Origin of the sequence: Streptomyces sp. ISL-98, assembly GCF_018614055.1 — a bacterium.
In the GTDB taxonomy this organism is placed as follows: Bacteria; Actinomycetota; Actinomycetes; order Streptomycetales; family Streptomycetaceae; genus Streptomyces; species Streptomyces spiramyceticus.
On record NZ_JAGGPB010000018.1, the window covers coordinates 46376 to 71417 of the forward strand.

Genomic DNA, 25042 nt, shown 5'->3' on the forward strand with positions numbered 1-25042 from the left:
GGTGCCACCAGGCATGAAAGGACCGCATCCGGCGCACGCACCCTACGGGGACGGGCCATGTGCCAGAGGCGTACTTCCCTGCAAGGCCCTTGAGTGGAACGCTTCGTGATCGAATGCTTCACGCCAAGTTGCCATGTCGACATAGTGCCGGATGACGAACTTGTCACGCCGACACCACGGGACACAGTAGATTCGATCATGGGTATATACGGCGGGGGAATCATGCAGGACCGAGGGGAAACGTGCAGGACCGAGAGGACGCGAACACCGAGGGGGGCTTAGCGTCATGAGCCAGGACTCCACTGCCGTACCGGAGGCCGCACGGAAGCTCTCCGGACGCCGCCGCCGGGAGATCGTCGCAGTGCTGCTCTTCAGCGGCGGCCCCATTTTCGAGAGCTCCATCCCGCTCTCTGTGTTCGGCATTGACCGGCAGGACGCAGGAGTGCCCCGTTACCGGCTACTGGTGTGCGCCGGCGAGGACGGACCGCTTCGCACCACCGGAGGGCTGGAACTGACCGCCCCCTACGGCCTGGAGGCGATGAGCAGAGCGGGCACCGTCGTCGTACCGGCGTGGCGGTCCATCACCTCGCCGCCACCGCCGGAAGCGCTCGACGCACTGCGCCGGGCGCACGAGGAGGGCGCCCGCATCGTCGGGCTGTGCACCGGCGCGTTCGTGCTGGCTGCCGCGGGGCTGCTCGACGGGCGACCCGCGACGACGCACTGGATGTACGCACCGACGCTCGCCAAGCGCTATCCGTCGGTGCACGTCGATCCGCGCGAGCTCTTCGTCGACGACGGCGACGTACTGACGTCGGCAGGCACGGCGGCCGGAATCGATCTGTGCCTGCACATCGTGCGTACGGACCACGGCACCGAGGCCGCAGGCGCTCTGGCCCGCAGGCTCGTCGTGCCGCCGCGTCGCAGTGGCGGGCAGGAGCGCTATCTCGACAGGTCTTTACCGGAGGAGATCGGCGCCGACCCGCTGGCCGAGGTCGTCGCCTGGGCGCTGGAGCACCTCCACGAGCAGTTCGACGTGGAGACCCTCGCCGCGCGCGCCTATATGAGCCGCCGCACCTTCGACCGGCGTTTCCGGTCGCTCACCGGGAGCGCTCCCCTGCAGTGGCTGATCACTCAGCGGGTGCTCCAGGCGCAGCGGCTCCTGGAAACGTCCGACTATTCGGTCGACGAGGTCGCGGGCCGCTGCGGCTTCCGCTCGCCGGTCGCGCTGCGCGGGCATTTCCGGCGCCAGCTGGGCTCATCGCCCGCCGCGTACCGGGCCGCCTACCGGGCCCGGCGCCCGCAGAGCGAGATCCAGTCGGTCCCGTCCGGGGCCGGCCAGGCCCAAGACCCGGTGCCGCAGCAGGCCAGGCGCGCGGCGGCCGCCAGCATGCCCGCGGGACCCGCGGCGACCTCGTCGACGGCGCAGGATCCCGGCAAACCCAGCTCCGATGTCTACACCCCGGGCCGTCCGACCCTGCCCGGCCAGCGGGAACGCCCCGTAGGGTGAGACACATGAACGACCGCATGGTGTGGATCGACTGCGAGATGACCGGGCTCTCGCTGACGGACGACGCACTTATCGAGGTGGCCGCACTGGTCACCGACTCGGAGCTGAACGTGCTCGGCGAAGGGGTGGACATCGTGATCCGCCCGCCGGACGCGGCCCTGGTGACCATGCCCGAGGTGGTGCGGCAGATGCACACCGCCTCGGGCCTCCTCGACGAGCTGGCGGGCGGTACGACGCTCGCCGACGCCGAGGAGCAGGTCATGGAGTACGTGCGCCGACACGTCAAGGAGCCCGGCAAGGCGCCGCTGTGCGGCAACTCGGTCGGCACCGACCGTGGTTTCCTGCTGCGCGACATGTCGAAGCTGGAGGCCTATCTCCACTACCGGATCGTCGATGTGTCGTCCATCAAGGAGCTGGCCCGCCGCTGGTATCCGAGGGCGTACTTCAACAGCCCGCCGAAAAACGGCAACCACCGGGCGCTCGCCGACATCCGCGACTCCATCACCGAGCTGCGCTACTACCGGGAGGCGGTCTTCGTGCCGCAGCCCGGGCCCGACTCCGAAACGGCGAAGAAAATCGCCGCGAAGTACGCCCGGCCTGCGGAATAGGCACACGGTGAGGCCGGGCTAAACCCGGGAGCGAGCACCCGCCGGGACCCTGTACACTTTTCCTCAGCCGGTCGGAAACGACCGGCCACGGTGGGTGTAGCTCAGTTGGTAGAGCACCTGGTTGTGGTCCAGGTGGCCGCGGGTTCAAGTCCCGTCACTCACCCTGAACGAAAAAGGTCTGACCTGTGAAAACAGGTCAGACCTTTTTCGTGTTCCCAACTTTGGGAACACAGCGGGAACACAGAGGCGCCCCAAGCCAGTCGTTTCGTCTGCACGACGCTGCCCCGCCCGAGGGCGCGAAGCACGAAGGGTTCGCCGACGCAAGGGTCGCGACGACCACCGCGGCGTGACGGTGGCGTTCCGCGTCGGACGGGCTCAGACCCACGCTTGGAAGGCAGGACCAAGGATGCCTCCGCAGCAAGATCACGAAATTCCGGCGCGTCGCAGGTGTTTTGAGGGTATTTCATACTAACCTCCCGTAACTGTACGAAGTCGATCCATCACGGATCGCACCCACCTCGCTCCACCGGAGATGACATGCGCAAGTTTCGCAAGGCTGCCGTCCTGGTTGCTGCCCTCGCCAGCGTCGGACTCGTGAGTGCCGGCACTGCCCACGCCGGCGGCCATGGGCACGGCCACCACAAGGGCGGCGACCACTTCAACATCAAGCAGAGCTCCGAGTGCAAGTCGCACGACCTGAACGTCGACGTCCTCGGCCAGGTCGGCATCCTCAACGGCGCGCTGGGCAGCGCGCTCAACGGCGAGGGCCACCCGGGCGCACAGGACACCCACCTCGGTTCGAGCATGGGCTGCGACAACAGCGCCTTCTAAGACCTGTCCCGTGAATGATCTTTGAGTGGGTGGATGGGGGCGTGGCCGGTGGCTGTTCCGGCCACGCCCCCTATCCGACGAGGTTGAGGTCGTGCAGGCGGGTGATTCCGGGCATGGCGTGGTGCACGCTCTCTCCCCTGAGGCGGCAGTCGCGCAGGATCTTCGAGCACTTCATGCGTGCGAAGACGTGCTCGACGCGGGCCCGGAAACGCCTCGACCCGATCGATCCGAGCCCCTGACCTGGAAACAGGTCAGGGGCTCGCTTCGTGTTACGGCGCCTTACGACGACGTACGGGTCACCAGCTCCGTCGGGAACACGACCTGGCGCGGGGCCGCCCTGCGGGGGCTCTCCGGGCGGTGGTCGGCGATCTCCTCCAGCAGGACGCGGGTCATCTCGCGGCCCATCTCCTCGATCGGCACGCGGACACTGGTCAGCGGCGGGTCCATATGGCGGGCAATGGGCGAGTCGTCGAATCCGACCAGCGCCACATCCCCGGGAACATTGCGGCCGTGCTCGCGCAGGACCTGGCGGGCGCCCGCAGCCATCACGTCCGACGCGGCGAAAACGGCGTCCAGGTGCGGATGGCGTTCGAGCAGTTCTGTCATGGCGCGGCGGCCGCCCTCCTCGGTGAAGTCGGCGGGGGCGATCAGCCGCTCGTCGGCGTCGAGGCCCGCCTCGGCCAGGGCCTGGCGGTAGCCGTCGAGGCGGCACTGGGCGCCGTACACCTCCAGCCGCCCCGTGATGGTCGCTATCGTGCGGCGGCCGCGGGATATGAGGTGCGTCACAGCGCCGCGCGCGCCCGTCACATTGTCCGCGTCGACGCAGGCCAGCGGCTCGTGTTCGGAGCGGCGGCCGCTGATGACGGCCGGGATGCCGAGCTGGACCAGGAGTTCGGGCAGCGGATCGTCCGCGCGTACGGAGACGAGCAGGACACCGTCGACGCGGTGGCCGGCCAGGTAGTTGGCCAGGCGGCTGCGCTCGCGGTCGTTGCCGACGATGGTCAGCAGCAGCTGCATCTCGGTGCTGTCGAGCGCGGCGCTTACGCCCCTGACGATATCGGAGAAGTACGGCTCGGCGAAGAAGCGGGACTCGACCTCGGGGACGACGAGCGCGATGGCGTCGGTGCGGTTGGCTGCGAGGGCCCTGGCCGCGCGGTTCGGTACGTATCCCAGCTCGTCGACGGCCGCCTCGACGGCGGCGCGGGTCTCGTCGCTGACGCGGGGGGAGCCGTTGACGACCCGGGAGACGGTGCCCCGGCCGACACCGGCGCGTGCCGCCACTTCTTCAAGAGTCGGCCGCCCGCCGCTCCGGCCCCGGATTCCGCGAGTCACCATGTCCGACCTCCCCACACTGTGCGCCGTCCGGCGCTGCGCAATATCTCATAGCGGTCTCGGACCACAAATCTCGCCGTCCGGTGCCTTGACACCCCCGCAGGGAGCCGCGAACCTTCAACACATCACACATGGGAGCGCTCCCACAGTACCTGACCCATACACATCCCGCACGTTCCCCGCCCGGACAGCAGAGTCAACTCACGGGTGCACCAACGCAGTTGGCCGGGGGGTCGGCACGTCAGGGCTCAAGGAGGACGCAATGCGAAACAGCACCCGAACAGCTCGTCGGGCGGTGACCGTCGCCGCCGTCGTCGCGCTCGGTGCAGGCCTGCTGGGCGGCTGCGCCGAGGACAGCGACGAGGGTGGCAGCGGCTCCGGAGGCGGCAAAAAGGACGGCAAAGGCAGAACGGTCATCCAGATCGGGACCTTCGGCGTCTTCGGCTACAAGCAGGCGGGGCTCTACGACGCGTACATGAAGCTGCACCCGGACGTCCTCATCAAGGAGGACGTGACCGAGCGGGTCGACACGTACTACCCCGAGCTGCTGACGCACCTCGCCGCCAACAGCGGCCTCCAGGACATCCAGGCCATAGAGGTCGGGAACATCAACGAGATCGCCACCACCCAGGCCGACAAGTTCGAGGACCTGTCCAAGGCGCCCGGCGTCGACAAGTCGAAGTGGCTGGACTGGAAATGGGCACAGGCGTCCACCAAGGACGGGCGAACGGTCGCGCTCGGTACGGACATCGGGCCGATGGGCATGTGTTACCGGAAGGACCTCTTCCAGAAGGCCGGGCTGCCGACGGACCGTGAGGCCGTCGGCAAGCTGTGGGCAGGCGACTGGCAGAAGTACGTCGACACCGGCAAGGACTACAAGGCGAAGGCCCCCAAGGGAACCACCTTCACCGACTCGGCCGCCGGTCTCTTCGCCGCCGTCAACAACGGCTATGCGGAGCGTTTCTACGACAGCGACGGCAAGCTGATCCACAAGGACAGCCCGGCCGTGAAGACGGCCTGGGACCTGGCGATGCAGGCGGCCGAGGGCGGACTGACCGGCAGGCTCAAGCAGTTCGACAAGGCCTGGGACCAGGCGTACGCCAACGGAACCTTCGCCACCGTCTCCTGCCCGCCGTGGATGCTCGGTTACATCAAGGAGAAGGCGGGCAAGGACGGCGAGGACAAGTGGGACGTCGCGGCGGCCCCGAAGCCCGCAAACTGGGGCGGCTCGTTCATCGGCGTACCCAAGTCGGCCAAGAACAAGGCCGAGGCGATCAAGCTCGCGGCCTGGCTGACCGCACCCGAACAGCAGGCGAAGCTCTTCGACAAGCAGGCGAGCTTCCCCTCCACCCCGTCGGCGTACGACATGCCGGTCGTCTCGGGCGCCAAGAACCCCTACTTCGGTGACGCCCCGACCGGGCGGCTCTTCGCCGAGGCCGCCAAGGGCATCCCGACGCTGGTGATCGGACCGAAGGACCAGCAGATCGGCACCGCATTCGGTGATGTCGGCATCCTCCAGGTGGAACAGCAGGGCAAGAGCCCCGAGCAGGGCTGGAAGGCGGCCCTGAAGGAGATCGACAACGCGGTGGACGGCTGATGCGTCCGTACACCGATCAGGCTGCGTCCTCCGCCACGGGGGACGCGGCCGCGGCCGGGCCACACCCAGCAGCGGTCGAGCGGCCGGGGGGCGGCGACCGTCGCCGGGTGTGGCGGAGCAGGCGCTACCGCTGGGACATCAAGTACAGCCCGTACGCCTTCGTCGCGCCCTTCTTCGTCTTCTTCGCCGCCTTCGGGGTCTTCCCGCTCCTCTATACGGGCTGGTCGTCGCTGCACCGCGTGTCGCTGGCCGCGCCGAACGACATGCAGTGGGTGGGCCTGCGGAATTACACGCGTCTGCTGGAGGACGAGTTCTTCTGGAATGCGCTGCGCAACACCTTCACCATCGGGGTCATCTCGACGGTGCCGCAGTTGCTGATGGCGCTGGGGATCGCGCATCTGCTCAACTACCGGCTGCGCGCCTCGGGTTTCTTCCGGGTCGCGATCCTCACCCCGTACGCCACCTCGGTGGCGGCCGCGACCCTCGTCTTCGTCCTGCTCTTCGGACGCGACTACGGGATGATCAACTGGGCGCTGGATGCGGTGGGGTTGGGGAAGGTCGACTGGCAGAGCGGGACCTTGTCGTCACAGGTCGCGGTCTCGACCATCGTGATCTGGCGGTGGACCGGATACAACGCGCTGATCTATCTGGCCGCGATGCAGGCCGTACCGAACGATCTGTACGAGTCGGCGGCGCTGGACGGGGCGACGCGGTGGCAGCAGTTCATCCATGTGACTGTCCCGTCGCTGCGGCCGACGATCCTCTTCACGGTCGTCGTCTCCACGATCGGCGCGACGCAGTTGTTCGGTGAGCCGCTGCTGTTCGGCGGGGCGAGCGGGCAGAAGGGCGGGGCGTCGCACCAGTTCCAGACGCTGGGGCTCTATCTGTACGAGCAGGGGTGGTTCAACTTCCATCTCGGCCGGGCCTCCGCGATCGCGTGGGCGATGTTCCTGATTCTCCTTATCGTCGCGGGCATCAATCTGCTGGTCGCCCGCCGTCTGAGGAAGAGCCAATGACGAAACTCCTGCGTGCTCGCGCCGGGCGCCATCTGCACGGCGGTCCCCTCACCTACGCCGTGCTGACCGTCTTCACCCTCGGGTCACTGTTCCCCCTCGTCTGGACGGCGATCGCGGCCTCCCGCAACAACACCCGGCTGTCCCAGACGCCGCCACCGTTCTGGTTCGGCGGGAACCTCTTCAAGAATCTCCAGACCGCCTGGACCGACGCCAACATGGGCCTCGCGCTGCTCAATACGGCGGTGGTGGCCGGGACGATCGCGCTGGGGACCGTCCTCTTCTCGACGCTTGCCGGTTTCGCCTTCGCCAAGCTGCGCTTCCGCTTCAAGAATCTGCTGATGCTGCTCGTCGTCGCCACGATGATGGTGCCGCCTCAGCTGAGCGTCGTACCTCTGTTCATGACCGTTGCCGAGCTGGAGTGGACCGACCAGCTCCAGGCCGTCATCCTGCCCACCCTGGTCAGCGCCTTCGGGGTCTTCTTCATGCGCCAGTACCTGGTGCAGGCGCTGCCCAGCGAACTGGTCGAGGCGGCCAGGGTGGACGGCGCGAGCAGTCTGCGGATCATCTGGCACATCGTCTTCCCGGCCGCCAGGCCCGCGATGGCGGTACTCGGGATGCTGACCTTCGTGGCCGCCTGGAACGACTTCTTCTGGCCGATCATCGCGCTGACCCAGGACAACCCGACCGTGCAGGTGGCACTCGCCAACCTCGGTCAGGGCTTCGTCCCCGACCAGTCGGTCATCATGGCCGGCGCGCTGCTCGGCACGCTCCCGCTGCTGCTCGCCTTCGTGATCTTCGGCAGGCAGATCGTGGGCGGAATCATGCAGGGCGCGGTCAAGGGCTGACCTGCGTCCCCTCCTTCTTACACCGGGAGCACATCCATGCCTGAGAGCTTTCCGCCCGGCTTCCTGTGGGGCGCCGCCACTGCCGCGTACCAGATCGAGGGCGCGGCACAGGAGGACGGCCGTACGCCGTCGATCTGGGACACCTTCAGTCATACGCCGGGCAAGGTGCTCGGCGGTGACACCGGCGACGTGGCCGTCGACCACTACCACCGCATGCGTGACGACGTACGGATGATGGCCGACCTGGGCCTGACGGCGTACCGCTTCTCCGTCTCCTGGCCGCGCGTGCAGCCGACCGGCCGGGGCCCGGCCGTCCAGCGCGGCCTGGACTTCTACCGAGCGCTGACCGACGAGCTGCTCGCGGCGGGCATCCAGCCCAGCCTGACGCTCTACCACTGGGACCTGCCGCAGGAACTGGAAGACGCGGGCGGTTGGCCGGCGCGCGACACGGCGTACCACTTCGCCGAGTACGCGGGCCTGGTCGCCGACGCCCTGCGCGACCGCGTCGAACTGTGGACCACCCTCAACGAGCCCTGGTGCAGCGCCTTTCTGGGGTACGGGTCCGGGGTGCACGCCCCGGGACGCACCGACCCGGTGGCCGCCCTGCGCGCCGCTCACCACCTCAACCTGGGCCACGGCCTCGCCACCCGGGCGCTGCGCGCCGCGCTGCCGGGCCGTGCGCGGATCGGGGTCGCCCTCAACCCGAGCGCGGTACGGCCGCTGACGCAGTCGCCGGGCGATGTGGACGCGGCACGCCGTATCGACGCGCTGGCGAACCGCGTCTTCACCGGCCCGATGCTGACGGGCGAGTACCCGGCGGACCTTCTGACCGACACCGCGCACTTGACGGACTGGTCGTTCGTACGGGAGGGCGATACGGCGACGGCGGGTCAGCGGCTCGACGTCCTGGGCATCAACTACTACGCCCCGACGGTGGTTTCGGCGGCCGCAGCCGGTGAGGGCTCACGCCGGGACGGCCACGGCGCCAGCGACCACTCCCCCTGGCCGGGCTCGGAGTCCGTCACCTTCCACCAGCCGCCGGGCGAACTGACGGCAATGGACTGGTCCGTCGACCCGACAGGGCTGTACGACCTGCTGATGCGGTACGCCCATGAATCCCCCGGCACCACGCTGATGATCACCGAAAACGGCGCGGCGTACGACGACAAACCGACCCCCGACGGCTCGGTCCACGACCCGGACCGCATCCGCTACCTGCACGGCCACCTGGCAGCGGTGCACCGGGCGATCGCGGACGGGGCGGACGTACGCGGCTACTTCCTGTGGTCCCTGATGGACAACTTCGAGTGGGCATACGGCTACAGCAAGCGTTTCGGCGCGGTGTACGTGGATTACGAGACTCAGGCACGTACGCCGAAGTCGAGTGCGGGGTGGTACGGGAAGGTGGCTCGGACGGGCGAACTGCCGGAGGCGCCGGTGGGCTGACCACGAGGCAGTCGCCGGGCGGCGACGGTCACGACCCGCACGGCGTCACCGGCGCTACGGGGCGGCCGTTTCCGCCCGGTGGAGGAACGACTCGAGAACCTGGCGGAAGCGTTCCGGTTCCTCGGCCGAGGGCAGGTGTGCGCTCTGCTCGAAGACGACCCACTCGGCGCCACGGATACCGTCGGCCAGCGGCCGGACCACGGTTGGGGTCGTCACGTCGTAGCGACCTGAGGTCACAAGTACGGGCAGGTCCAGCTCGCCCAGGCGGGCGGTGATGTCCCAGTCCTTCAGGTTGCCCGTCACGTTCCACTCCGCGCCCCACATGGTCTCGTACACGTCCTCGCGCCAGTTCGTGACGGAGCGCATGAGGTGATCGGGCCAGGGATCGAGCCGGCAGAGCCACCGCTTGTGGAAGGCCATGGTGGCTTCCACGTATGCGTCGTCGCCGGTCGTACCGTCCGCTTCGTGCCGGTCGATGACCTCCTGGACCTCAGGGGGAAGGGATTCCTTCAGCCGGCGTGCCTCGGCTTCATAGGCGGGGGCGCCGGCAATGGGGCCGGCCAGGACCAGGCCGACCAGTCCGGCCGGCCGGCCGAGCACGTACTCGAGGGCCACCTGGCTGCCCCACGAATGACCGAGAATGTGCAGCCGGCCGAGCCCGAGCTCCTCGCGCACGGCGGCGACTTCGTCGACGAAGGTGTCCATGACCCACAGGCCCGGGTCGTCCGGGTGGTCGGAGCGGCCGCAGCCGAGCTGGTCGTAGAAGACAACCGGGCGCCCGTTCTCACCGGCCAGCGCCGCCAGGTCTTCCAGATAGTCGTGGGGGCAGCCCGGCCCACCGTTGATCACGAGCAGGGGCAGCTTCCCGTCGGGCGCGGGCAATTCGCCCACGATCTGGTACCAGGTGCGGTACTCACGGAACGGAACGGTTCCTTCGGTCACGGCCACGAGGTGGCCTCCCGGCCGTGCAGGAACCCCAGGAGTGCCGCCGTGAGTTCGGCCGGGGCGTCCTCCTGGACCAAGTGGCCCGCGCCCTCGATCGGTACGAAGGTCGCGCACGGGATCAGGGCGTCGAGCTCCCTGCCCCGGGCAATCGGGATCCACGTGTCGTCCGTGCCCCAGCAGATCAGCACGGGCGGGGCCAGTTCGCCGTAACGGCGCTGGATTTCGTCGGTGTAGCGCTCGTCGGCCTGGGCGATCTGGCGGTAGAAGGCCGGCTGGCCCAGGTCGCCCAGCCAGGGCTCCACGAGGCGGTCCAGGACCGCCGGGTGCAGGCCGGAGGAGCTTGCCGACGTGATGTATTCGCGTACGAGCGCACCGTGCAGGGCGGACGGCAGTTGCTCGAAGACAGCCGGATGTTCTCCGACGAGACGGAAGAAGGGCGAGCCCCACGGCGCGAGCGCCACCGGGTCCACCAGCGCCAGCGCCCGGTAGTGCGCGCCGTGCAGCAGATGCGCTCGCAGGGCCACCGCCCCGCCGAAGTCGTGGGCCACGATCTGGGGGTCCGGCAGGTTCCAGTGGACCAGGAGGTCGGCGAAGACACGGGCCTGCGCGGCCAGCGACACGTCCTGGCCCGCTGCCTTCTCCGAGACGCCGTAACCCGGCATGTCCCAGACGTACACGCAGAATCCACGGCCGACGAGCGCCCGGGCCACGGCTCGCCACACATAAGAGGAGAAGGGCGTGCCGTGGAGGAGTACGACGGGCGGGCCCGCCGCGTCGCCCGTTCGGTCCCAGCGGACCTCTCCCGATGTGCTGGGGAACGTCCTGGTCAGGTGCCATTCGGTCATGTGCCGTGCCCTCTCCCTCGGCCTCGACCGTACATCCGCGCCGAGGGGCGGTGATGAGCCATTCGTGTTGTCATCGATGGAGGAGTGAAAAGCGACGCCCCGAAGGCGGGAGAAATCATGGCCAGGAACAAGCAGCTCAAGGCCCGCGACATCATGACCGGCGGCGTGCAGTGCGTCGGCGCGCACCAGTCGCTGTTCGATGCGTCAAGGATGATGCGGGACCTGAATGTCGGCTGCCTGCCCATCTGCGGCGACGACAACAGGCTCAAGGGCTTGATCACCGACCGTGACATCGTCATCCAGTGTTGCGCCGAAGGCGTGGACCCGGCGACGGTGCAGGCGGGCACCCTGCAGGGAGAGGTGCACTGGATCGATGCCGACCAGACCGCCGACGAGGCGCTGGCGAGGATGGAACAGCACCAGATCAAGCGTCTGCCGGTGATCGACGTCAAGGAGGGCCACAGCCTGATCGGAATGATCACCGAGGCGAACCTCGCCAAGAACCTCAGCGACGAGCAGATCGCGGAGTTCGCGACCCGCGTCTACGCGAACGCCTGACAACCACAGTCGGTACACCAGCCCCCGGGCGGCCGTCGGCCGGCCGTCCCGGGGCGCCACCATTCACAGGGGCTGTACCCCTGCGGCTGCCAGGCCCTTCTGGAGGTCGTCGGCGTTCATCACCGGGTGGAGCTCGAACTTCGCGCCGAGCAGTTCGAAGAGCGGCTCCGCGATGGCGGGCATCTCGGAGCTGTCCTTCATGTCGAAGACGAATGTGCAGCATCGACAGCCGTTGCTGGGGCCGAAGTAGGCCGCCTCGGGCTTGAGCTTTTCCGTCATCGCCACCATGAGCTTTTGCAGTGAGCCGTTGTTGATCGCCTGATTCGAGGCCTCGGTGTCCAGCACCGCTCGCAGCATCATCCTCATCGCACTCTCTCCTTCCGCGCACCAAACCGCCGCGGTCCCGTCCGCGCGCACTGAAGCCCGGTGGCGTCCCGATCAGCCTCGCTTCGGCTGATCAGGGCGGCAACATCTCGGCGACCGTCCGTGCACCACCCGGCACAGCGGCGTGCCCCGACCGTGTGGGGATCCGGCCGGGGCACGCCTGGGGGGTGGCGGTTCTGGAAGTAGCTGACGGTCAGTCGGGCTACTTGTACGCCGCGAACGCCTTCGTGAAGGCCAGCGGCTCCTGCAGGATCGAGCTGCACGTCGCGTCCGCCGTGCCCTGCTCGCCGCCCGGGCACTGCTTGTCGCGGGTCGAGGACCACATCGACAGCCAGCCGAGGCCCTTCTCCTTGGCGAACTTCACCAGCTGCGTCGCGTCGTCGGGCCGGAAGATCTCCGTCGTCACGTCGTTGACGCCGATCATCGGGGTGACGGCGACCGCCTTCCACGCCGCCGCGTCCGAGAGCCCGAGCACGCCCTTGATCTGGGCCTGGGTCGCGGTCGCCGCCTGGGTGGCGTACGTACCCATGTCGCCGCTGTACGCCGGTCCGTAGTCCATCGCCATGATGTTGACCGCGTTGATCTTCACGCCGTTCTTCTTGGCGTCGGCGATCAGGTCCACGCCCGGCTGGGTCAGGCCCTCGGGCATCACCGGCAGGGTGAAGGACACATCCAGGCCGGGGTGCTTCTTCTGGAGCTGGGCTATCGCCTGCGCGCGGCGGGTGTTGGCGGCCGCGTCGGGGAGGGCCGCGCCCTCGATGTCGAAGTCGACCTTGGTGAGCTTGTACGCGTCCACGACCTTGCCGTACGCCGCCGCGAGGTCGGTGGCGGAGGAGCAGTTGAGCGCCAGCTCCTTGCCCGCCGCGCCGCCGAAGGAGACCCGTACGTCGCCGCCCTTCGCGCGCAGCGCGCCGATCTGGGAGGCCACCTTGTCGCTCGCCAGGTCGGTCACGCCGCCCCACAGGGGGGCGCAGCTGCCGCCCGAGGTGATGAAGGCCAGGTTGAACTCCTTCACCCCGGTCTTGGCCGCGGTGTCCACCAGGTCGTACGCCGGGTGGAGGGACGTGTCGACGTACGGAGCGAACTGGGCGCCGGCGGCCGTCGGGGGCGCGGTGGTGGGAGCCGGGGTGGTGGGAGGCTTGGTGGTCGGCGGCGCGGTCGTCGGGGGCTTCTGCGACGGCGTCGGCTTCTCGGACGGTGTCGGCTTGCCCGTCGGCGTGGGCTGCTCGGTGGGGCGTCCGCTGGGCTGCGGTGCCGGGCTGTCGCCGACCGAGCACTTGGCCCGGTTGATGAGGCAGTTGGCGGGGTCGCCCGCCTTGCCGTCCGCCGAGGTCACGAAGCCGACGGTGACCGACGCGCCCGGCGCGAGCTCCTTGTTCCAGCTCGCGGGCTTCACGGTGACGCGCTGCCCCTTGACGGTGTGTTCGCCGTTCCAGAGGGAGCCGATCTTCGTGCCGGCCGGCAGGTCGAATGCGAGCGTCCAGTCCGACTGGGCCTTGCCGGTGTCGTTGGTGACGACGTACTGGCCGGTGTAACCGCCGTTCCAGTCGCTGGTCCTGGTGTAGGCGGCGCCGACCGCGGCGGCCTGCGCCGTCCCTGTGAACGCGAACGCCGCGCCACCGATCACTGCCGCGGCGACCACCGCGCCGACGGCCTTGGTCCTGCCGCTCGCCGTGCGCCGGTGCGTACTGCTCATCGCGTGCCTGCCTCTGCGTTTACGGGGATACCCGTGCGTACGAAGTGGGGATGCGGCAGCACGCTAGCGAGCCCGAAACGGGCAAATGGAAGGTTTGAGGCAGGGGTTCAGGATCTTAGGGCGCAGTTAAGGAAGGCATGGGAGCCCTTTAAGGGCTCTAGATCTTCAGGGTGTTCTAGATCTTCAGGCCCGCAGGCCGCTTCCCCGCCCCGCGCCTGCTCCGCCCGAGCCGGTGGCCGTGCCCGAGCCGGCTGTCCGACGCGGTACGCCCGTCGAGGCCGATCCAGATGCGGACCTCCGTACCGCCGAGCACGGAATGCCCGATGCGTACGTCACCACCCGTCGACTCGGCGACACGGCGCACGATGTCCAGGCCGAGGCCGGTCGATCCGTCCTTGCCGCCGCTGTTGCCGCGCACCAGCGCCGCCTTCGGGTCGGAGATGCCGGGACCCGCGTCGGACACGAGGACGATCACGGCGTCGTCCCCGTTGTGCACGTCGACCGAGAAGGCCGTGCCCAGGGGCGTGTGCCGGAAGACGTTGCCGAGCAACGCGTCGAGTGCGGCGGCCAGTTCGGGCCGGGCGACCGGGATGCGTACCGGTCGGTCGACGCCCGCCAGGCGCACCTTTCTGCCCTCGTCCTCCGCGAGCGCCGACCAGAAGTCCATGCGTTCGCGTACGACTTCGGACACGTCGCAGCCCGCGCCCGGCCCGGCCGCGCCCTGCGTCTGCGAGCGCTGCTCGCGCGCGGTGCGGATGATCGTGTCGACCTCGCGTTCCAGCTGCTCGACGGCGGCCCTGGTCTGCTCGGCGGCCGGGCCCTCGCCCAGCGAGGCGGCGTTGAGGCGCAGCACGGTCAGCGGGGTGCGGAGGCGGTGCGACAGGTCCGCGGCGAGCTCCCGCTCGTTGGCGAGGAGCTGCACGACCTGGTCGGCCATGGAGTTGAACGCGGCCGCCGCGGAGCGCAGCTCGGTGGGCCCCTCCTCGGGCACGCGCACGCCGAGCCTGCCCTCCCCCAGGTCGTGCGCGGCGCCCGCGAGCCGCTGGGCGGGCTGGACCATGCGTACGCCGAGCCGGTCGGCGACCGCCACCGAGCCGACGATCAGCGCGAGGCCCACCCCGGAGAGGACGAGCCAGGCGGTGGCCACGCCATTGCTGACGTCGCCCTCGGGCACGTACACCTCGACGACGGCGATCCGGCCGCTGGCCACGGCGGTGGGCTGGAGCAGCGCGTAGCCGCCGGGCACCTCCGAGATGGAGGCGCGGCCGATCCGCCGGGTGGTCTCCAGGTCCTGCTGCGCGGCCCGGCGCCGCCCGATCTCCAGCGGTACGCTGCCGGGTTCGTCGGTGGCCGGGACGTGCACGGCCATCCGGCCGGCGATGCCGACCTCGGTGGTCTGGACGGCCCGGTCGAGCGAGTCGCGGTCGGTGGTGATGGAGAGGGTGGGGCCGATGGCGGCGGCCCAGCGTTCGGCGTTGGAGAAGGCCCTGTCCCTGGCCATCTCCTTGATGACGAGGCCGAGGGGTACGGCGAAGGCCACCACGACCATCACGGTCACGGCCAGGCACACCTTGACGAGCGCCCACCTCATCGCGGCGGCTCCAGCTTCACGCCGACACCGCGCAGGGTGTGCAGATAGCGCGGGCTGGCCGCCGTCTCACCGAGCTTTCGGCGCAGCCACGACAGGTGGACGTCGATGGTCTGGTCGTCGCCGTAGCTCTGCTGCCAGACCTCGGCGAGCAGTTCCTTGCGCGGTACGACGACTCCTGGCCGCCCGGCGAGGAAGGCCAGCAGGTCGAACTCGCGCCGGGTCAGGTCGAGCCGCGCACCGTCCAGCTCGGCCTGCCTGCGCAGCGGGTCGACGGAGAGCCCGCCGACCCGGATCACGCGGGACGGCGGCTCGGCGCCGGCGAGGGCGCGGGAGCGGCGCAGTACGGCGGCCATGCGGGCCGACAGGTGCTCGACCGAGAAGGGCTTGGTGAGGTAGTCGTCGGCGCCGTCGTTGAGGAGCCTGACGATCTCCGCCTCGTCGTCGCGCGCGGTGGCGATGATCACGGGTACGTCGGTGATGCCGCGCAGCATTTTCAGCGCTTCCGACCCGTCGAGATCGGGCAGACCGAGGTCGAGAATGACCACGTCGAAGCTGAAATGAGCTACCTCGCGCAGCGCCTCCAGAGCCGTACCGACGCTCCGCACCGTATGGGTGGCCTCGGTCAGGTGCCGGATGAGCGCGGAGCGCACGAACTGGTCGTCCTCGACCACGAGCACACTTGCCATGGGCGGCACCGTACGCCATACGGGTGAGCGGAGGCGGCCCTGATCCACGGTGCAGCCCCCAGGGTCCCCCTGGGACAGGGGCGGTACGGGTGGTGCAGTATGGCCCCGATGCAACGAGGACTCGTACATGCCATGGCGTGGTCGCTCGCCACGGGCGCGGCGGTCACGCTGTCCTGGTGGGGCGTGCACACGGTGATGGCGGGCACGGCGTACGACCCTCCGCAGGCCCTGCCGCTCCCGGCCGACCTGCCCTCGCAGGACAGCACCGCACAGGGCGCCGAGCCGCAGGCGTCCTCGACGCGGCGCCCCGACGACAACGCCTCGGACAAGAAGCCTTCCAGGACTCCGAGCGGCCCGGCTTCGCGGTCGAGCAGCCCCCAGGACGAGGCCCCGGGGACGCCGAGCCGTACACCCGCGGGATCCGGCAGCCCGTCCGGCCCCGGGTCTCCCGGCACGGGGGCGGAGTCCGAGTCCGGCCAGGTGAAGAGCTACAACACCGACGGCGGCCGGGTCACCTTCGACATCGGCAAGAGCTCGGCGACGCTGGTCTCGGCAACGCCTGCGACGGGCTGGTCGATGCAGGTCTGGAAGAACACGACGTGGATCCGGGTGGAGTTCGCGGCGGGAGGCGAGGCCATCACGGTCTTCTGCACCTGGCACGACCACGAGCCGACGGTCGAGATCATCAAGTCCTGACCGGAGCCGGGTCCTGAGCGGGACTGCTGGATGAGCTACTTGAAGACCGACGGCGGCGGTTCCGGCGAAGGCTTCGCACCCGCGTCCGTGACGACCGCCGCGCCGCCCGTGAAGTCCGCCAACTCCCGCCCGTGTTCCACCCGCCCGGGGTGCGGGTCGGTCGCGATGCGGCGGGTCAGTTCGGCGAGCGGCAGCGTACGGTCCGAGCCCAGCAGCACCGCGTTGCCGAAGCGGCGGCCGCGCAGCACGGCGGGGTCGGCGGCCAGCGCGAGGTCGGGGAAGACGGCGGCGGCGGTGGCGATCTGGCCGCGCAGGTACGCGAGTGGCGGGCCGTCCGCGATGTTGGCGGCGTAGAAACCACCGGGCTTGAGCACCCGCCGTACGTCGTCGAGAAATTCGGTGCTGGTGAGGTGGGCCGGGGTACGGGCGCCGCTGAACACGTCCGCGATCAGCAGGTCCGCCCAGCCGTCCGCGATCTTGGCGAGTCCGGCGCGGGCATCGACGGAGCGGACCTTGATCCGGGCGTTGGCATCCAACGGGAGCTCCCTGCGGACCAGTTGGACGAGCGCGGCGTCCACTTCCACGATCTGCTGGGTGGAGCGGGGGCGGGTGGCGGCGACGTAACGGGCCAGGGTGAAAGCCCCGCCGCCCAGGTGCAGCACCTGGACCGGCTGCCCCTGCGGGGCGGCGAGGTCGGCGATGTGGCCGAGCCTGCGCTGATACGCGAAGTCGAGGTAGGAGGGGTCGTCGAGGTCCACGTGGGACTGCGGGGCTCCGTCGATGAGGAGGGTGCGGCCGCGCGGACGGTCCCGGTCGGGTATCAGCTCGGCGAGTCCGCCGTCGACCTGCTCGACCACGGGCTCGGGGGCGGCGCGCTCGCGCCGTCTCTTGTTCTTTGCCACGCAGCCAGTATCGGCTCACCCGGCTCAGCGGACGCGGTCGGCCGCCTCGATCAGGCGGGCGGCCTCGCCGAGCGCGGCCCTGAGCACGGCCGGGTCGGTCACGGGGCCGGTGTCGGTCGGGGGCAGCAGCCAGCCGGTGCCGGTGACGGGCGGCTCGGGCACTGCGTCCGCCCGGCTGCCGTCGGGGCGGCGGAGGTCTTCCTGGATGCGCAGGCCGCGCCCCAGGGTCTGCGTACAGGCGCTGCCCGGCACGTCCCAGGCGTCGGCGGTTCCCGGGGGCACCAGGAAGCCGACGGTGTCGCAGGAGCCGTCGTGCAGGACGGGGCCGACGGCGGGCGCGGAGCCGCGGCGGATGATGTCGACAGCTTCGAGGCCCTGGCGGGCGGGGACCGTGACCAGGTCGCAGGGCTCGGCACCCGGGCTTCCCACGGCCGGCGGGGCTGCGCTGAACTCGTCGGTGGGCGTGTGCTGAGCCGTCGTCCGTGAGCCGCTGATCTCCGTGCCGGCTTCCATGGCTTCCAACAAGGGGAACCCTCCTCGTTCGAGTGGGAGCCGCGCTCCCTCTCCCCATGCTTCAACGCGCGGCGGTGTCAACAGCTACGGCGGCACGCCGCCGCAAAGGATGGCAGTTCATGGCAGATCGCGGGTGAGATATCCGGTTTGTAGCGAAACTCAGCGTGTGCGGGTTGTCACAGCCGGTACCTTCTTGCTCCGCCGAAGCACGCGAATGTTGCGGGAGGGCTTGGCCATGCAGAACAACGACTTCCGCCGCCTGCGAGGGTCACGTTCACCGGCCGAATTCGCCGCCGCGGTCCGCCGGGCGGCGCGGGAGATCGGTGAACAAGTCGCGTGCGACGCCCGCTACATCGGGCGCGTGGAGGCCGGCGAGATCCGCTGTCCCAACTACGCGTACGAGCGCGTCTTCCTGTCCATGTTCCCCGGCCTGACGCTGGCGGACCTGGGCTTCTCGGCCCGCGAAACGGTACGGGGCAGGGGGGCGCGCGGCAGGGGCGATGACGCCCCCGCCGACCCCACGATCCATAGCAACGAGGAGAGCGACGTGCTGCGTCGCGCGTTCATGACCAGCGGTACCGTCACCATGGCGGCCGCATCCCTGGGACTCGGCAGTGCGCCGAGCGCTCCAGCATCCGTATCCAGTACGCCGATTACGTCCGGGATTGTGTCCGGTACGCATCGCCGGGTCGGCGAGGCCGAGGTCGGCGCCGTGGAGGACGCCGTACGGCACATCCGGCTGCTCGACGACCGGCACGGCGCCGACGGCCTCTACAAGCGGGCCGCACAGCCGCTGCGTACCGCGTACGCCCTGCTCGACGCGAGTACGACGTCCCGCCAGTCGATGGCCGACCGGCTGCACACCGGCGCCGGTGAACTCGCCCTCTCCGTCGGCTGGCTGGCGCACGACTCGGGCCGCTTCGACGACGCACGCTCGCACTACGCGGAGGCGCTGGCCACGGCGCGGGTGGCCGGTGACCCGGCGCTGGAGGCGCACGCGTTCAGCAACTCGGCGTTCCTGGCGCGTGACACCGGCCGGCCGCGCGAGGCGGTGCGCGCGGCCCAGGCGGGGCAGCGCGCGGCGCAGCATGTCGCTTCGCCGCGGCTGCTCTCGCTGCTGACGCTGCGCGAGGCGGGCGGCTGGGCCGGGCTCGGCGACCGTACGGGCTGCGAACAGGCCCTGGCCCGCGCCAAGTCGCTCTTCGAGCGCGGCCGCGCGGAGGCGGATCCGGAGTGGATGAGCTTCTTCGGCGAGGCCGAACTGGAGGGCCTGGAGGCGCAGTGCTGGTCGGCGCTGGGCGACTGGTCCCGGGCGGCCCGTCACGCGCGGCGCGCGGCGGCTCTCCAGGACCCGCACTTCACCCGGAACCTCGCCCTGTACAGCGCGGAGCTCGCCGACGACCTGGCGCGCGCGGGGGCGCCGGACGAGGCGGCGGCGGTGGGGCAGGGGGTGCTGGATCTGCTGGAGGAGGTGCAGTCGTCCCGGGTCCAGACGATGCTCACGGCAACAAGCCGCGTGCTGCTCCCGCACGGCCGCTCACCGTCGGTGGCACCGTTCCTCAACCGCCACACGGAGGCGGTGCGGGGGGCGTAGGTCCGGCCCGGGCTCTTTACCTCGAAACGCGTGAGGGGCTGATTCAGCCTCTGGGGTCCCCCCTGGACGTAGTCCTTGGGGGGTTTGAGGAGCGGGGTCTGGGGCGGAGCCCCCACGCGGCGGCAGCCGCAAAATGCCACAGCGGGAAGGGGCACGCAGGGGAACAAGCACCGCAGGCACCCGCACCCGCACCCCAGCACCTACGTCAGCCGGCGAGATGCCCCGTATCGTTCCAGCGCTCGATCGCCGGCGCGTCGTACGCCCACCCCAGCACCGACAGCGACGTCGGATCCAGACGGATACGCGCGGCGAACGACACGTCCTCGCCGATCCACCGCGCACCCAGCGCCCGCAAAATGTGACCGTGCGCGAAGACCAGCACATCGCGCTCCGCCGACCGCGCCCACGCAATCACCTCGTCCGCACGGTCCGAAAGCTCCGCGAGGGTCTCGCCGTCCGGCACCCCGTCGCGCCAGATGAACCAGCCGGGCTGCCGCGCCTTGATCTCGGCCGGCGTCATGCCTTCGTACGCCCCGTAGTCCCACTCCATCAGCGCGTCCCAGGGCTGAGCCCTGTTTCCGAACCCGGCGATCTCGCAGGTCTCGCTCGCCCTCACGAGCGGGCTGGTGCGTACCTCCACGCCGGGCAGTCCGTCGAGCGGGGCGCGGTGCAGCCGCTCGCCGAGCAGCTTGGCGCCGCGGCGGCCCTCGTCGAGCAGAGGGATGTCGGTCCTGCCGGTGTGCTTGCCGGACAGCGACCACTCCGTCTGTCCGTGCCGGGCCAGCAGGATGCGCGGTGCCATGACGATGTCTCCCTGGACAGTGCTGGACGGTGATGGTGCCGGTGACGGTGCGGCAGGAGGTGCCGCCTGCACCATCATCGCTCACCCGGTCCGAGGGCGACCTCGTGGGCGCCTCCCGGGCAACCCCCCGGTCCATCTCCGCGTCCCTTCCTCCACGCACCCCGTGCGTGCACTGTTCACATACGCCGTACGGCTGGATATGGAGAGCTCCGGAATGCAGGAGACCGCGGCCCACGACAGACCCCGCTGGTGGACCGAGCTGCTGCTGATCGTGGTCGTCTACGCCGCGTACACCGGCGGCCGTCTGCTCGTACGCGGGGACGAGTCGACAGCGGTCGACCACGGCCTGGCGATACTCCGCGCCGAGAAGCTCCTGCACCTCAACGCCGAGCACCCCCTCAACCGGCTCTTCACCGAGCACGCCTGGCTCGGGATACCCGCCGACTTCGCATACGCCTCGCTGCACTATCTCGTCACGCCCGCCGTCCTCGTCTGGCTCTTCAGACGCCGCCCCGTCCGCTACCGGGCCGCCCGCACCTGGCTGATGCTGTCCACCCTCCTCGGCCTGGCCGGCTTCACGCTCATGCCGACCTGCCCGCCCCGGCTCCTCGACGCAGGCCACGGCTTCATCGACACGATGGGGCAGTACAGCGCGTACGGCTGGTGGGGCGAGGAGGCGAGTGCGCCGCGCGGGCTCGGCGGGATGACCAACCAGTTCGCGGCGATGCCGAGCCTTCATGTGGGCTGGGCGCTGTGGTGCGGTGTGATGCTGTGGCGGCACGGGCGTACGCCGCTGCTGAAGTCCCTCGGGGTCGCGTACCCCTTGATCACCACTTTCGTGGTGATGGGGACGGCGAACCACTACTTCCTGGATGCGGTCGCCGGTGCGGCCGTGATGACCGTGGGGGCGCTGCTGACCAGGCCGTTCATGGTGCTGGCCGGGCGGGTGCGGGGGCGGTTCGCGCCGGTTAACGGACGGACGAAGTCCGTTGTTGTCGGTGGCGTTGTCAGTGCCGGATGCGAGACTTCCGCGGGTGAGCGATTCCCTGGGCAGCGGACCCGAACCAACGCCTCCGCGAGCGACAGCACCGACGCCGGTAACGGCGCCGCGGCCGTCATCGACGCCGACGCCGACGCCGGTGACGGCTCTCCGGCAGCGGCTCGCTGAGCTGCGCGGTCCCGCCGTCGCGCCGCAGGCCCTCGATGCTCGCGCGCTGGCCGCGCTCGCCGCGAACCCCGGCTGCAAGCGCCGTGCGCTGCTCGACGGAGCGGGCGTGAACAAGACGGCGCTGGCCGCGGCGCTCGGCTCCCCCTCCGCGTTCGGCCAGTCGCAGTTCGCCTTCATGCGGGGCAACGCGTTCGAGGCCCGGGTCAAGGCCGACGGCGGCACGGAGCTGATGCGGCTGCTGTACGAGCGGATGGGCGGCGGTGCCGGGTGCGAGGCTCCTGCCCCCGGCGAGACACGCGTACCCGACCTGTCGGCGGCGGGCCCCGAGGGCAGGGCTGCCCGTACGGCGCTGGCGCTGCGCGAGGCGACGGCTGCCGGGGCCTGGACACTGCTGGACCACCCGATGCTGGCCCTGGAGGTGGCGGGCTCCCCGGCCTACCTGGAGCCGGACGCGGTGGTGGTGCGCCCCGACGGCCACTGGACGGTCGTCGAGATCAAGTCCTTCCCGATGATCGACGGCTCGGCGGACGCGGCGAAGGTCGGTGCGGCGGCACGCCAGTCCGCGGTGTACGTCCTGGCGCTGGAGCGGGTCGCGGCGAAGGTCGCGGGCGCGGAGGTATGCCACTCGGTGCTGCTGGTCTGCCCCAAGGATTTCTCCAACCTGCCGACGGCCTCGGTCGTCGACGTACGCAAGCAGCGGTCGGTGACACGCCGCCAGTTGGAGCGTCTGACGCGCATCGAGGACCTCGCGGCGGCGCTCCCCGCCGGGACGACGTTCGACGTGGAGCGCCCGGCGGAGGAGCTGGCGGCGGCGGTCGAGTCGGTCGACGCGGCGTACGCGCCGGAGTGCCTGGCCGCGTGCGAGCTGGCTTTCCACTGCCGCGAGAAGGCGCGCGCGGCGGGCGCGGTGGAGGCGCTCGGGCGCAGCGTGCGCGGCGAACTGGGCGGGCTGACGACGATCGGCGAGGTGCTGGCGGCGGCGGAGGGCGCGGCGGGAGATCCGGCGGACCCGACGGTTGCGGCGCTGCGACGGGCGGCGGCGCTCCGAGCCGAAGCGCTGGCCGGGGCGGACGTACGGTGCTGACGCCACGCCCGGCCCGGGCCGGAGGCCACCTTGCTCCCGGGTGCGGACTACCTGCGGCGCTTTCCCCCATCCTTCCCCAAACTCTCAACTTCGTTCGAGCGGGGGAGACCCCGTTCTTCCCGGCTGCGACATTTGCGGCTCCGCCGCGTGAGGGGCAAGCTCCCAGGCCCCCCGGATTTCCAGCCCCTCCGGCGCTTGAAGAGCGGGGTCCGGGGCGGAGCCCCCACGCGGCGGCAGCCGCAAAATGTCACAGCCGGGAAGGGGCGGGGTGGGGAAATGAAAAGCTCCGCCCCACACGAAAGGGCGCCGCATGTCTCTGATCAGTACCCTCGCCCGGCTCGACGCCGTACGAACCGGACGCGCACAAGCACTGGCCACCGTCCAGCACCGGCACCTGTCCGAGCGCCCTCTCGTGTTCGTCCCGCTCACCACCGCAGGTGAGGCAGGCGCACCCCTCGGCGCCCTCGTCGGCACCGACCGCGACGCACCGCGCCTGCTCGCGGTGACGCAGCCCCGCGACCGCGACCTCCGCTTCGCGTTCCTGGCGGAGCTGGCCGAGACAGTCCTGCCCTACATCGACGGTTACGCCGACGACATCGAGCCCGCCGAGCGCAACGAAACCGACCCGGAGACCGGGAAGCGGGTCAAGGTCGAGGTCGAACTGTGCGCGGACGCACCGCAGTTGATCGTCCCGAGCCGGGCGGGCATCGAGTACGTACGACTGCTCGGCCGCTCCATGCGCTTCCGGCGTACGGCCGAACAGGACCCCGACACCCCCTACCCCGCACCGCCGCACATCCCGCTGCTCGGACGCTGGCTCACGCACTACGGCGAGCGGGCCAGAGTGCCCGGGTCTTCGCTGCTCCTCGCGGCGACCGATCTGCTGGGCCGCCACTGGGCGACCGGGCAGTCGAACCTGGAGGACCAGCACCTGGGCGCGCTGCTCGCCTGGATCGACCCGGCCACCGGGGAATCGGGCGCGGAAGCCGCGCTGCGGGCGGAGCTGGAGAGGGACGGGCAGGGGCAGTTGACGTGCCCGCCTGCCGGACCCGCCACCGACCCGGCGTTCGACAACAAACTCCTCGCCCCCGCCATCGAACGCCACGACCGCGCCCGCACCGCGCTGGCCGCCGCCGAGGACGGTCTCGCGGCGGACGCCCACCTCGGCGAACTGGCCGCCGCCGAACGGCACATCCGAGAGCTGCTGGCCCGCCAGTTGCGGCCCACCTGGGACGCCGTGTGGCGCGGCCTCGATCTGCTGCGGGAGCTGCCGGAGGGGGCGCGGGCGGCGGACCGCTGGACGCGCGACCGCTGGTCGTTCACCGGCCACCGCGACCGCGTGCGCGCCGGGGAGCCGCCGCAGCCCCGGCGCGACGACGCCGTGACCGCCGCGCAGAAACTGGCCTCCCGCGAGACGGCGCAGGCGCAGCTGGAGGCGCAGGAGGCGCTCGACGACCCGCTGGTGATGGCCGGGCGCCGGCTCGCGGGCGAGGCGTTCACCAGCGAGGTCCTGGACGTGGTGATGACCATGAGCGAGGGCAGGCGGCCGAGCCCCCGCCCCCTGGTCACCTTCCGCACGGACGACGCCCCGCACCTCGGGGAGCGCACGGCGTCCACCAGGGTCTACCGCTCGCTGGACGGAAGGCCGCAGACGGCGGAGTTCGTACGGTACGAGGAGGAGGCGGGTGTCCTGGTGCTGCGCGTGACGGACAAAATGGGCCGTGGCAAGGAGCCCGCGCCCGGTTCCGTACCGGAGAAGGGCGAGCGCGTCTGCTGGACGCTGTTCGAGCACGACCAGCGCGGCGGCCCTCAGCTCCCCGATCCCGAATCGACGCCCTGGACGCACGGCGGCCCACCGGGCGCGACGGCGGAGACCCCCGACCCGATGACGCCGGAGGACGTGCTGTGAGTTTCCTGAGTCAACCTCTATGCCGCCAGAGGCTCCTCGGCGACCGTGTTGACCTTGCTGTTGGCTTGGTGGACGGCGGGGTCGTAGCAGGTGCCGTCGCGCCAGCAGGCCCACATCACCCGGAGCCAGGAGCGGGCCAGGATGCGGACGGCGTGGGGGTGTCGCTTCTTGCGGGCCCGGGCGTCGGTGTAGATCTTGGCCGCCCAGTCGCTGCCGTGCCGGCTGTTGTCGGCGAAGGTGGTCAGCGCGACGCGGGCTCTTCGGTTGGTCGCGAAGCGGAAGGCGACTGTGCGGGACTTGCCCGAGGCGCGGGTGACCGGGACGACCCCGGCCTCGGCGATGAGCTGCTCGCAGGTCTGGGCACGTTCCAGGATCGGGCCGATCTCGCCGATGACCTGCCCGAGGCTGACCTTGCCGATGCGCGGCATGGTCGCGAACAGCGGCGCGTAGGGGTGGGCCTCGACGGCCTCGGCGATGGCCTTGTCCA

The 25042-nt window shown here is 70.4% G+C and carries 24 protein-coding genes, 1 tRNA gene and 1 pseudogene; 14 read left to right on the forward strand and 12 right to left on the reverse strand.

The window, feature by feature from the left end:
* The first annotated feature begins 286 nt into the window (after positions 1-286).
* The 4 genes from J7I98_RS12860 to J7I98_RS12875 all read left to right on the forward strand — a co-directional run bounded on the left by J7I98_RS12860 (position 287) and on the right by J7I98_RS12875 (position 2946).
* A complete protein-coding gene (locus tag J7I98_RS12860) occupies positions 287-1507 on the forward strand; it encodes a helix-turn-helix domain-containing protein (protein ID WP_214920789.1) in 1221 nt (406 codons plus the stop codon).
* 5 nt (positions 1508-1512) lie between these two features.
* The gene (gene orn, locus J7I98_RS12865; RefSeq protein WP_214920790.1) at positions 1513-2115 is read left to right on the forward strand and encodes an oligoribonuclease; all 603 of its coding nucleotides are present in this window, start codon (positions 1513-1515) and stop codon (positions 2113-2115) included.
* Positions 2116-2205: 90 nt separating this feature from the next.
* Positions 2206-2278 (forward strand) — tRNA-His (locus tag J7I98_RS12870).
* A gap of 374 nt (positions 2279-2652) precedes the next feature.
* Positions 2653-2946: a hypothetical protein gene (locus J7I98_RS12875; protein WP_214920791.1), complete on the forward strand. Its 294-nt coding sequence runs from the start codon at positions 2653-2655 to the stop codon at positions 2944-2946.
* A 70-nt stretch (positions 2947-3016) separates the two neighbouring features.
* Here the strand turns inward: J7I98_RS12875 and J7I98_RS12880 are convergent.
* Positions 3017-3160, reverse strand: a pseudogene (locus J7I98_RS12880) (IS5/IS1182 family transposase); the annotation flags it as partial.
* Between the two features lie 65 nt (positions 3161-3225).
* Entirely contained in the window at positions 3226-4281 is a 1056-nt protein-coding gene (locus J7I98_RS12885; RefSeq protein ID WP_214920792.1) for a LacI family DNA-binding transcriptional regulator, read from the reverse strand.
* A gap of 259 nt (positions 4282-4540) precedes the next feature.
* On the opposite strand from J7I98_RS12885, the gene J7I98_RS12890 reads away from it, so the two are divergent.
* From J7I98_RS12890 to J7I98_RS12905, 4 genes are read left to right on the forward strand one after another with little or no spacing between them, the layout of a single operon-like run.
* Entirely contained in the window at positions 4541-5875 is a 1335-nt protein-coding gene (locus J7I98_RS12890) for an extracellular solute-binding protein (RefSeq protein ID WP_214920793.1), read from the forward strand.
* Entirely contained in the window at positions 5875-6891 is a 1017-nt protein-coding gene (locus J7I98_RS12895; protein ID WP_214920794.1) for a carbohydrate ABC transporter permease, read from the forward strand. The genes J7I98_RS12890 and J7I98_RS12895 overlap by 1 nt, the downstream gene beginning before the upstream one ends.
* The gene (locus tag J7I98_RS12900) at positions 6888-7736 is read left to right on the forward strand and encodes a carbohydrate ABC transporter permease (RefSeq protein WP_214920795.1); all 849 of its coding nucleotides are present in this window, start codon (positions 6888-6890) and stop codon (positions 7734-7736) included. Before J7I98_RS12895 ends, J7I98_RS12900 begins: the two co-directional genes overlap by 4 nt.
* A 36-nt stretch (positions 7737-7772) precedes the next feature.
* The gene (locus J7I98_RS12905; protein ID WP_214920796.1) at positions 7773-9182 is read left to right on the forward strand and encodes a GH1 family beta-glucosidase; all 1410 of its coding nucleotides are present in this window, start codon (positions 7773-7775) and stop codon (positions 9180-9182) included.
* Between the two features lie 54 nt (positions 9183-9236).
* Here the strand turns inward: J7I98_RS12905 and J7I98_RS12910 are convergent, their stop codons facing one another.
* Complete coding sequence (locus tag J7I98_RS12910; RefSeq protein WP_214920797.1) at positions 9237-10130, reverse strand: proline iminopeptidase-family hydrolase; 894 nt, start codon at positions 10128-10130, stop codon at positions 9237-9239.
* The gene (locus tag J7I98_RS12915) at positions 10121-10972 is read right to left on the reverse strand and encodes an alpha/beta fold hydrolase (RefSeq protein WP_214920798.1); all 852 of its coding nucleotides are present in this window, start codon (positions 10970-10972) and stop codon (positions 10121-10123) included. The genes J7I98_RS12910 and J7I98_RS12915 overlap by 10 nt, the downstream gene beginning before the upstream one ends.
* 117 nt (positions 10973-11089) lie before the next feature.
* Here J7I98_RS12915 and J7I98_RS12920 point away from each other — a divergent pair, with 117 nt between their 5' ends.
* Positions 11090-11530 (forward strand): CBS domain-containing protein, encoded by a 441-nt coding sequence (locus J7I98_RS12920; RefSeq protein WP_214920799.1) that lies wholly within the window; start codon positions 11090-11092, stop codon positions 11528-11530.
* Between the two features lie 63 nt (positions 11531-11593).
* Here J7I98_RS12920 and J7I98_RS12925 read toward each other — a convergent pair whose 3' ends face one another.
* The 4 genes from J7I98_RS12925 to J7I98_RS12940 form a co-directional block, all read right to left on the reverse strand.
* Positions 11594-11896 (reverse strand): hypothetical protein, encoded by a 303-nt coding sequence (locus tag J7I98_RS12925; RefSeq protein ID WP_214920800.1) that lies wholly within the window; start codon positions 11894-11896, stop codon positions 11594-11596.
* Positions 11897-12116: 220 nt separating this feature from the next.
* The gene (locus tag J7I98_RS12930) at positions 12117-13610 is read right to left on the reverse strand and encodes a cellulose binding domain-containing protein (RefSeq protein ID WP_214920801.1); all 1494 of its coding nucleotides are present in this window, start codon (positions 13608-13610) and stop codon (positions 12117-12119) included.
* A gap of 175 nt (positions 13611-13785) precedes the next feature.
* A complete protein-coding gene (locus tag J7I98_RS12935; RefSeq protein WP_214920802.1) occupies positions 13786-15201 on the reverse strand; it encodes a HAMP domain-containing sensor histidine kinase in 1416 nt (471 codons plus the stop codon).
* Positions 15198-15887, reverse strand: a complete 690-nt coding sequence (locus tag J7I98_RS12940; RefSeq protein ID WP_214920803.1) for a response regulator transcription factor — start codon at positions 15885-15887, stop codon at positions 15198-15200. The genes J7I98_RS12935 and J7I98_RS12940 overlap by 4 nt, the downstream gene beginning before the upstream one ends.
* A 108-nt stretch (positions 15888-15995) precedes the next feature.
* Between J7I98_RS12940 and J7I98_RS12945 the strand changes: the two genes are divergently transcribed.
* The gene (locus tag J7I98_RS12945; protein WP_214920804.1) at positions 15996-16583 is read left to right on the forward strand and encodes a hypothetical protein; all 588 of its coding nucleotides are present in this window, start codon (positions 15996-15998) and stop codon (positions 16581-16583) included.
* A gap of 35 nt (positions 16584-16618) precedes the next feature.
* Here the strand turns inward: J7I98_RS12945 and J7I98_RS12950 are convergent, their stop codons facing one another.
* Both J7I98_RS12950 and J7I98_RS12955 read right to left on the reverse strand, forming a co-directional pair.
* Entirely contained in the window at positions 16619-17485 is an 867-nt protein-coding gene (locus tag J7I98_RS12950) for a spermidine synthase (protein WP_214920805.1), read from the reverse strand.
* 24 nt (positions 17486-17509) lie between these two features.
* The gene (locus J7I98_RS12955) at positions 17510-17998 is read right to left on the reverse strand and encodes a hypothetical protein (RefSeq protein WP_214920813.1); all 489 of its coding nucleotides are present in this window, start codon (positions 17996-17998) and stop codon (positions 17510-17512) included.
* Between the two features lie 235 nt (positions 17999-18233).
* Between J7I98_RS12955 and J7I98_RS12960 the strand changes: the two genes are divergently transcribed.
* The gene (locus tag J7I98_RS12960; protein WP_251020546.1) at positions 18234-19592 is read left to right on the forward strand and encodes a hypothetical protein; all 1359 of its coding nucleotides are present in this window, start codon (positions 18234-18236) and stop codon (positions 19590-19592) included.
* A gap of 205 nt (positions 19593-19797) precedes the next feature.
* Here the strand turns inward: J7I98_RS12960 and J7I98_RS12965 are convergent, their stop codons facing one another.
* On the reverse strand, positions 19798-20394 hold the full coding sequence (locus tag J7I98_RS12965; protein ID WP_214920807.1) for a histidine phosphatase family protein: 597 nt from the start codon (positions 20392-20394) through the stop codon (positions 19798-19800).
* Between the two features lie 214 nt (positions 20395-20608).
* On the opposite strand from J7I98_RS12965, the gene J7I98_RS12970 reads away from it, so the two are divergent.
* The 3 genes from J7I98_RS12970 (at position 20609) to J7I98_RS12980 (ending at position 24555) form a co-directional block, all read left to right on the forward strand.
* Complete coding sequence (locus J7I98_RS12970; RefSeq protein WP_251020547.1) at positions 20609-21562, forward strand: phosphatase PAP2 family protein; 954 nt, start codon at positions 20609-20611, stop codon at positions 21560-21562.
* Positions 21534-22646 (forward strand): hypothetical protein, encoded by a 1113-nt coding sequence (locus J7I98_RS12975; RefSeq protein WP_308377736.1) that lies wholly within the window; start codon positions 21534-21536, stop codon positions 22644-22646. Before J7I98_RS12970 ends, J7I98_RS12975 begins: the two co-directional genes overlap by 29 nt.
* Positions 22647-22956: 310 nt before the next feature.
* The gene (locus J7I98_RS12980; RefSeq protein WP_214920808.1) at positions 22957-24555 is read left to right on the forward strand and encodes a hypothetical protein; all 1599 of its coding nucleotides are present in this window, start codon (positions 22957-22959) and stop codon (positions 24553-24555) included.
* 17 nt (positions 24556-24572) lie between these two features.
* Here the strand turns inward: J7I98_RS12980 and J7I98_RS12985 are convergent.
* Positions 24573-25042, reverse strand: a 470-nt coding sequence (locus J7I98_RS12985; protein ID WP_214920809.1) for a transposase, incomplete at its 5' end; no start/stop codon positions are given.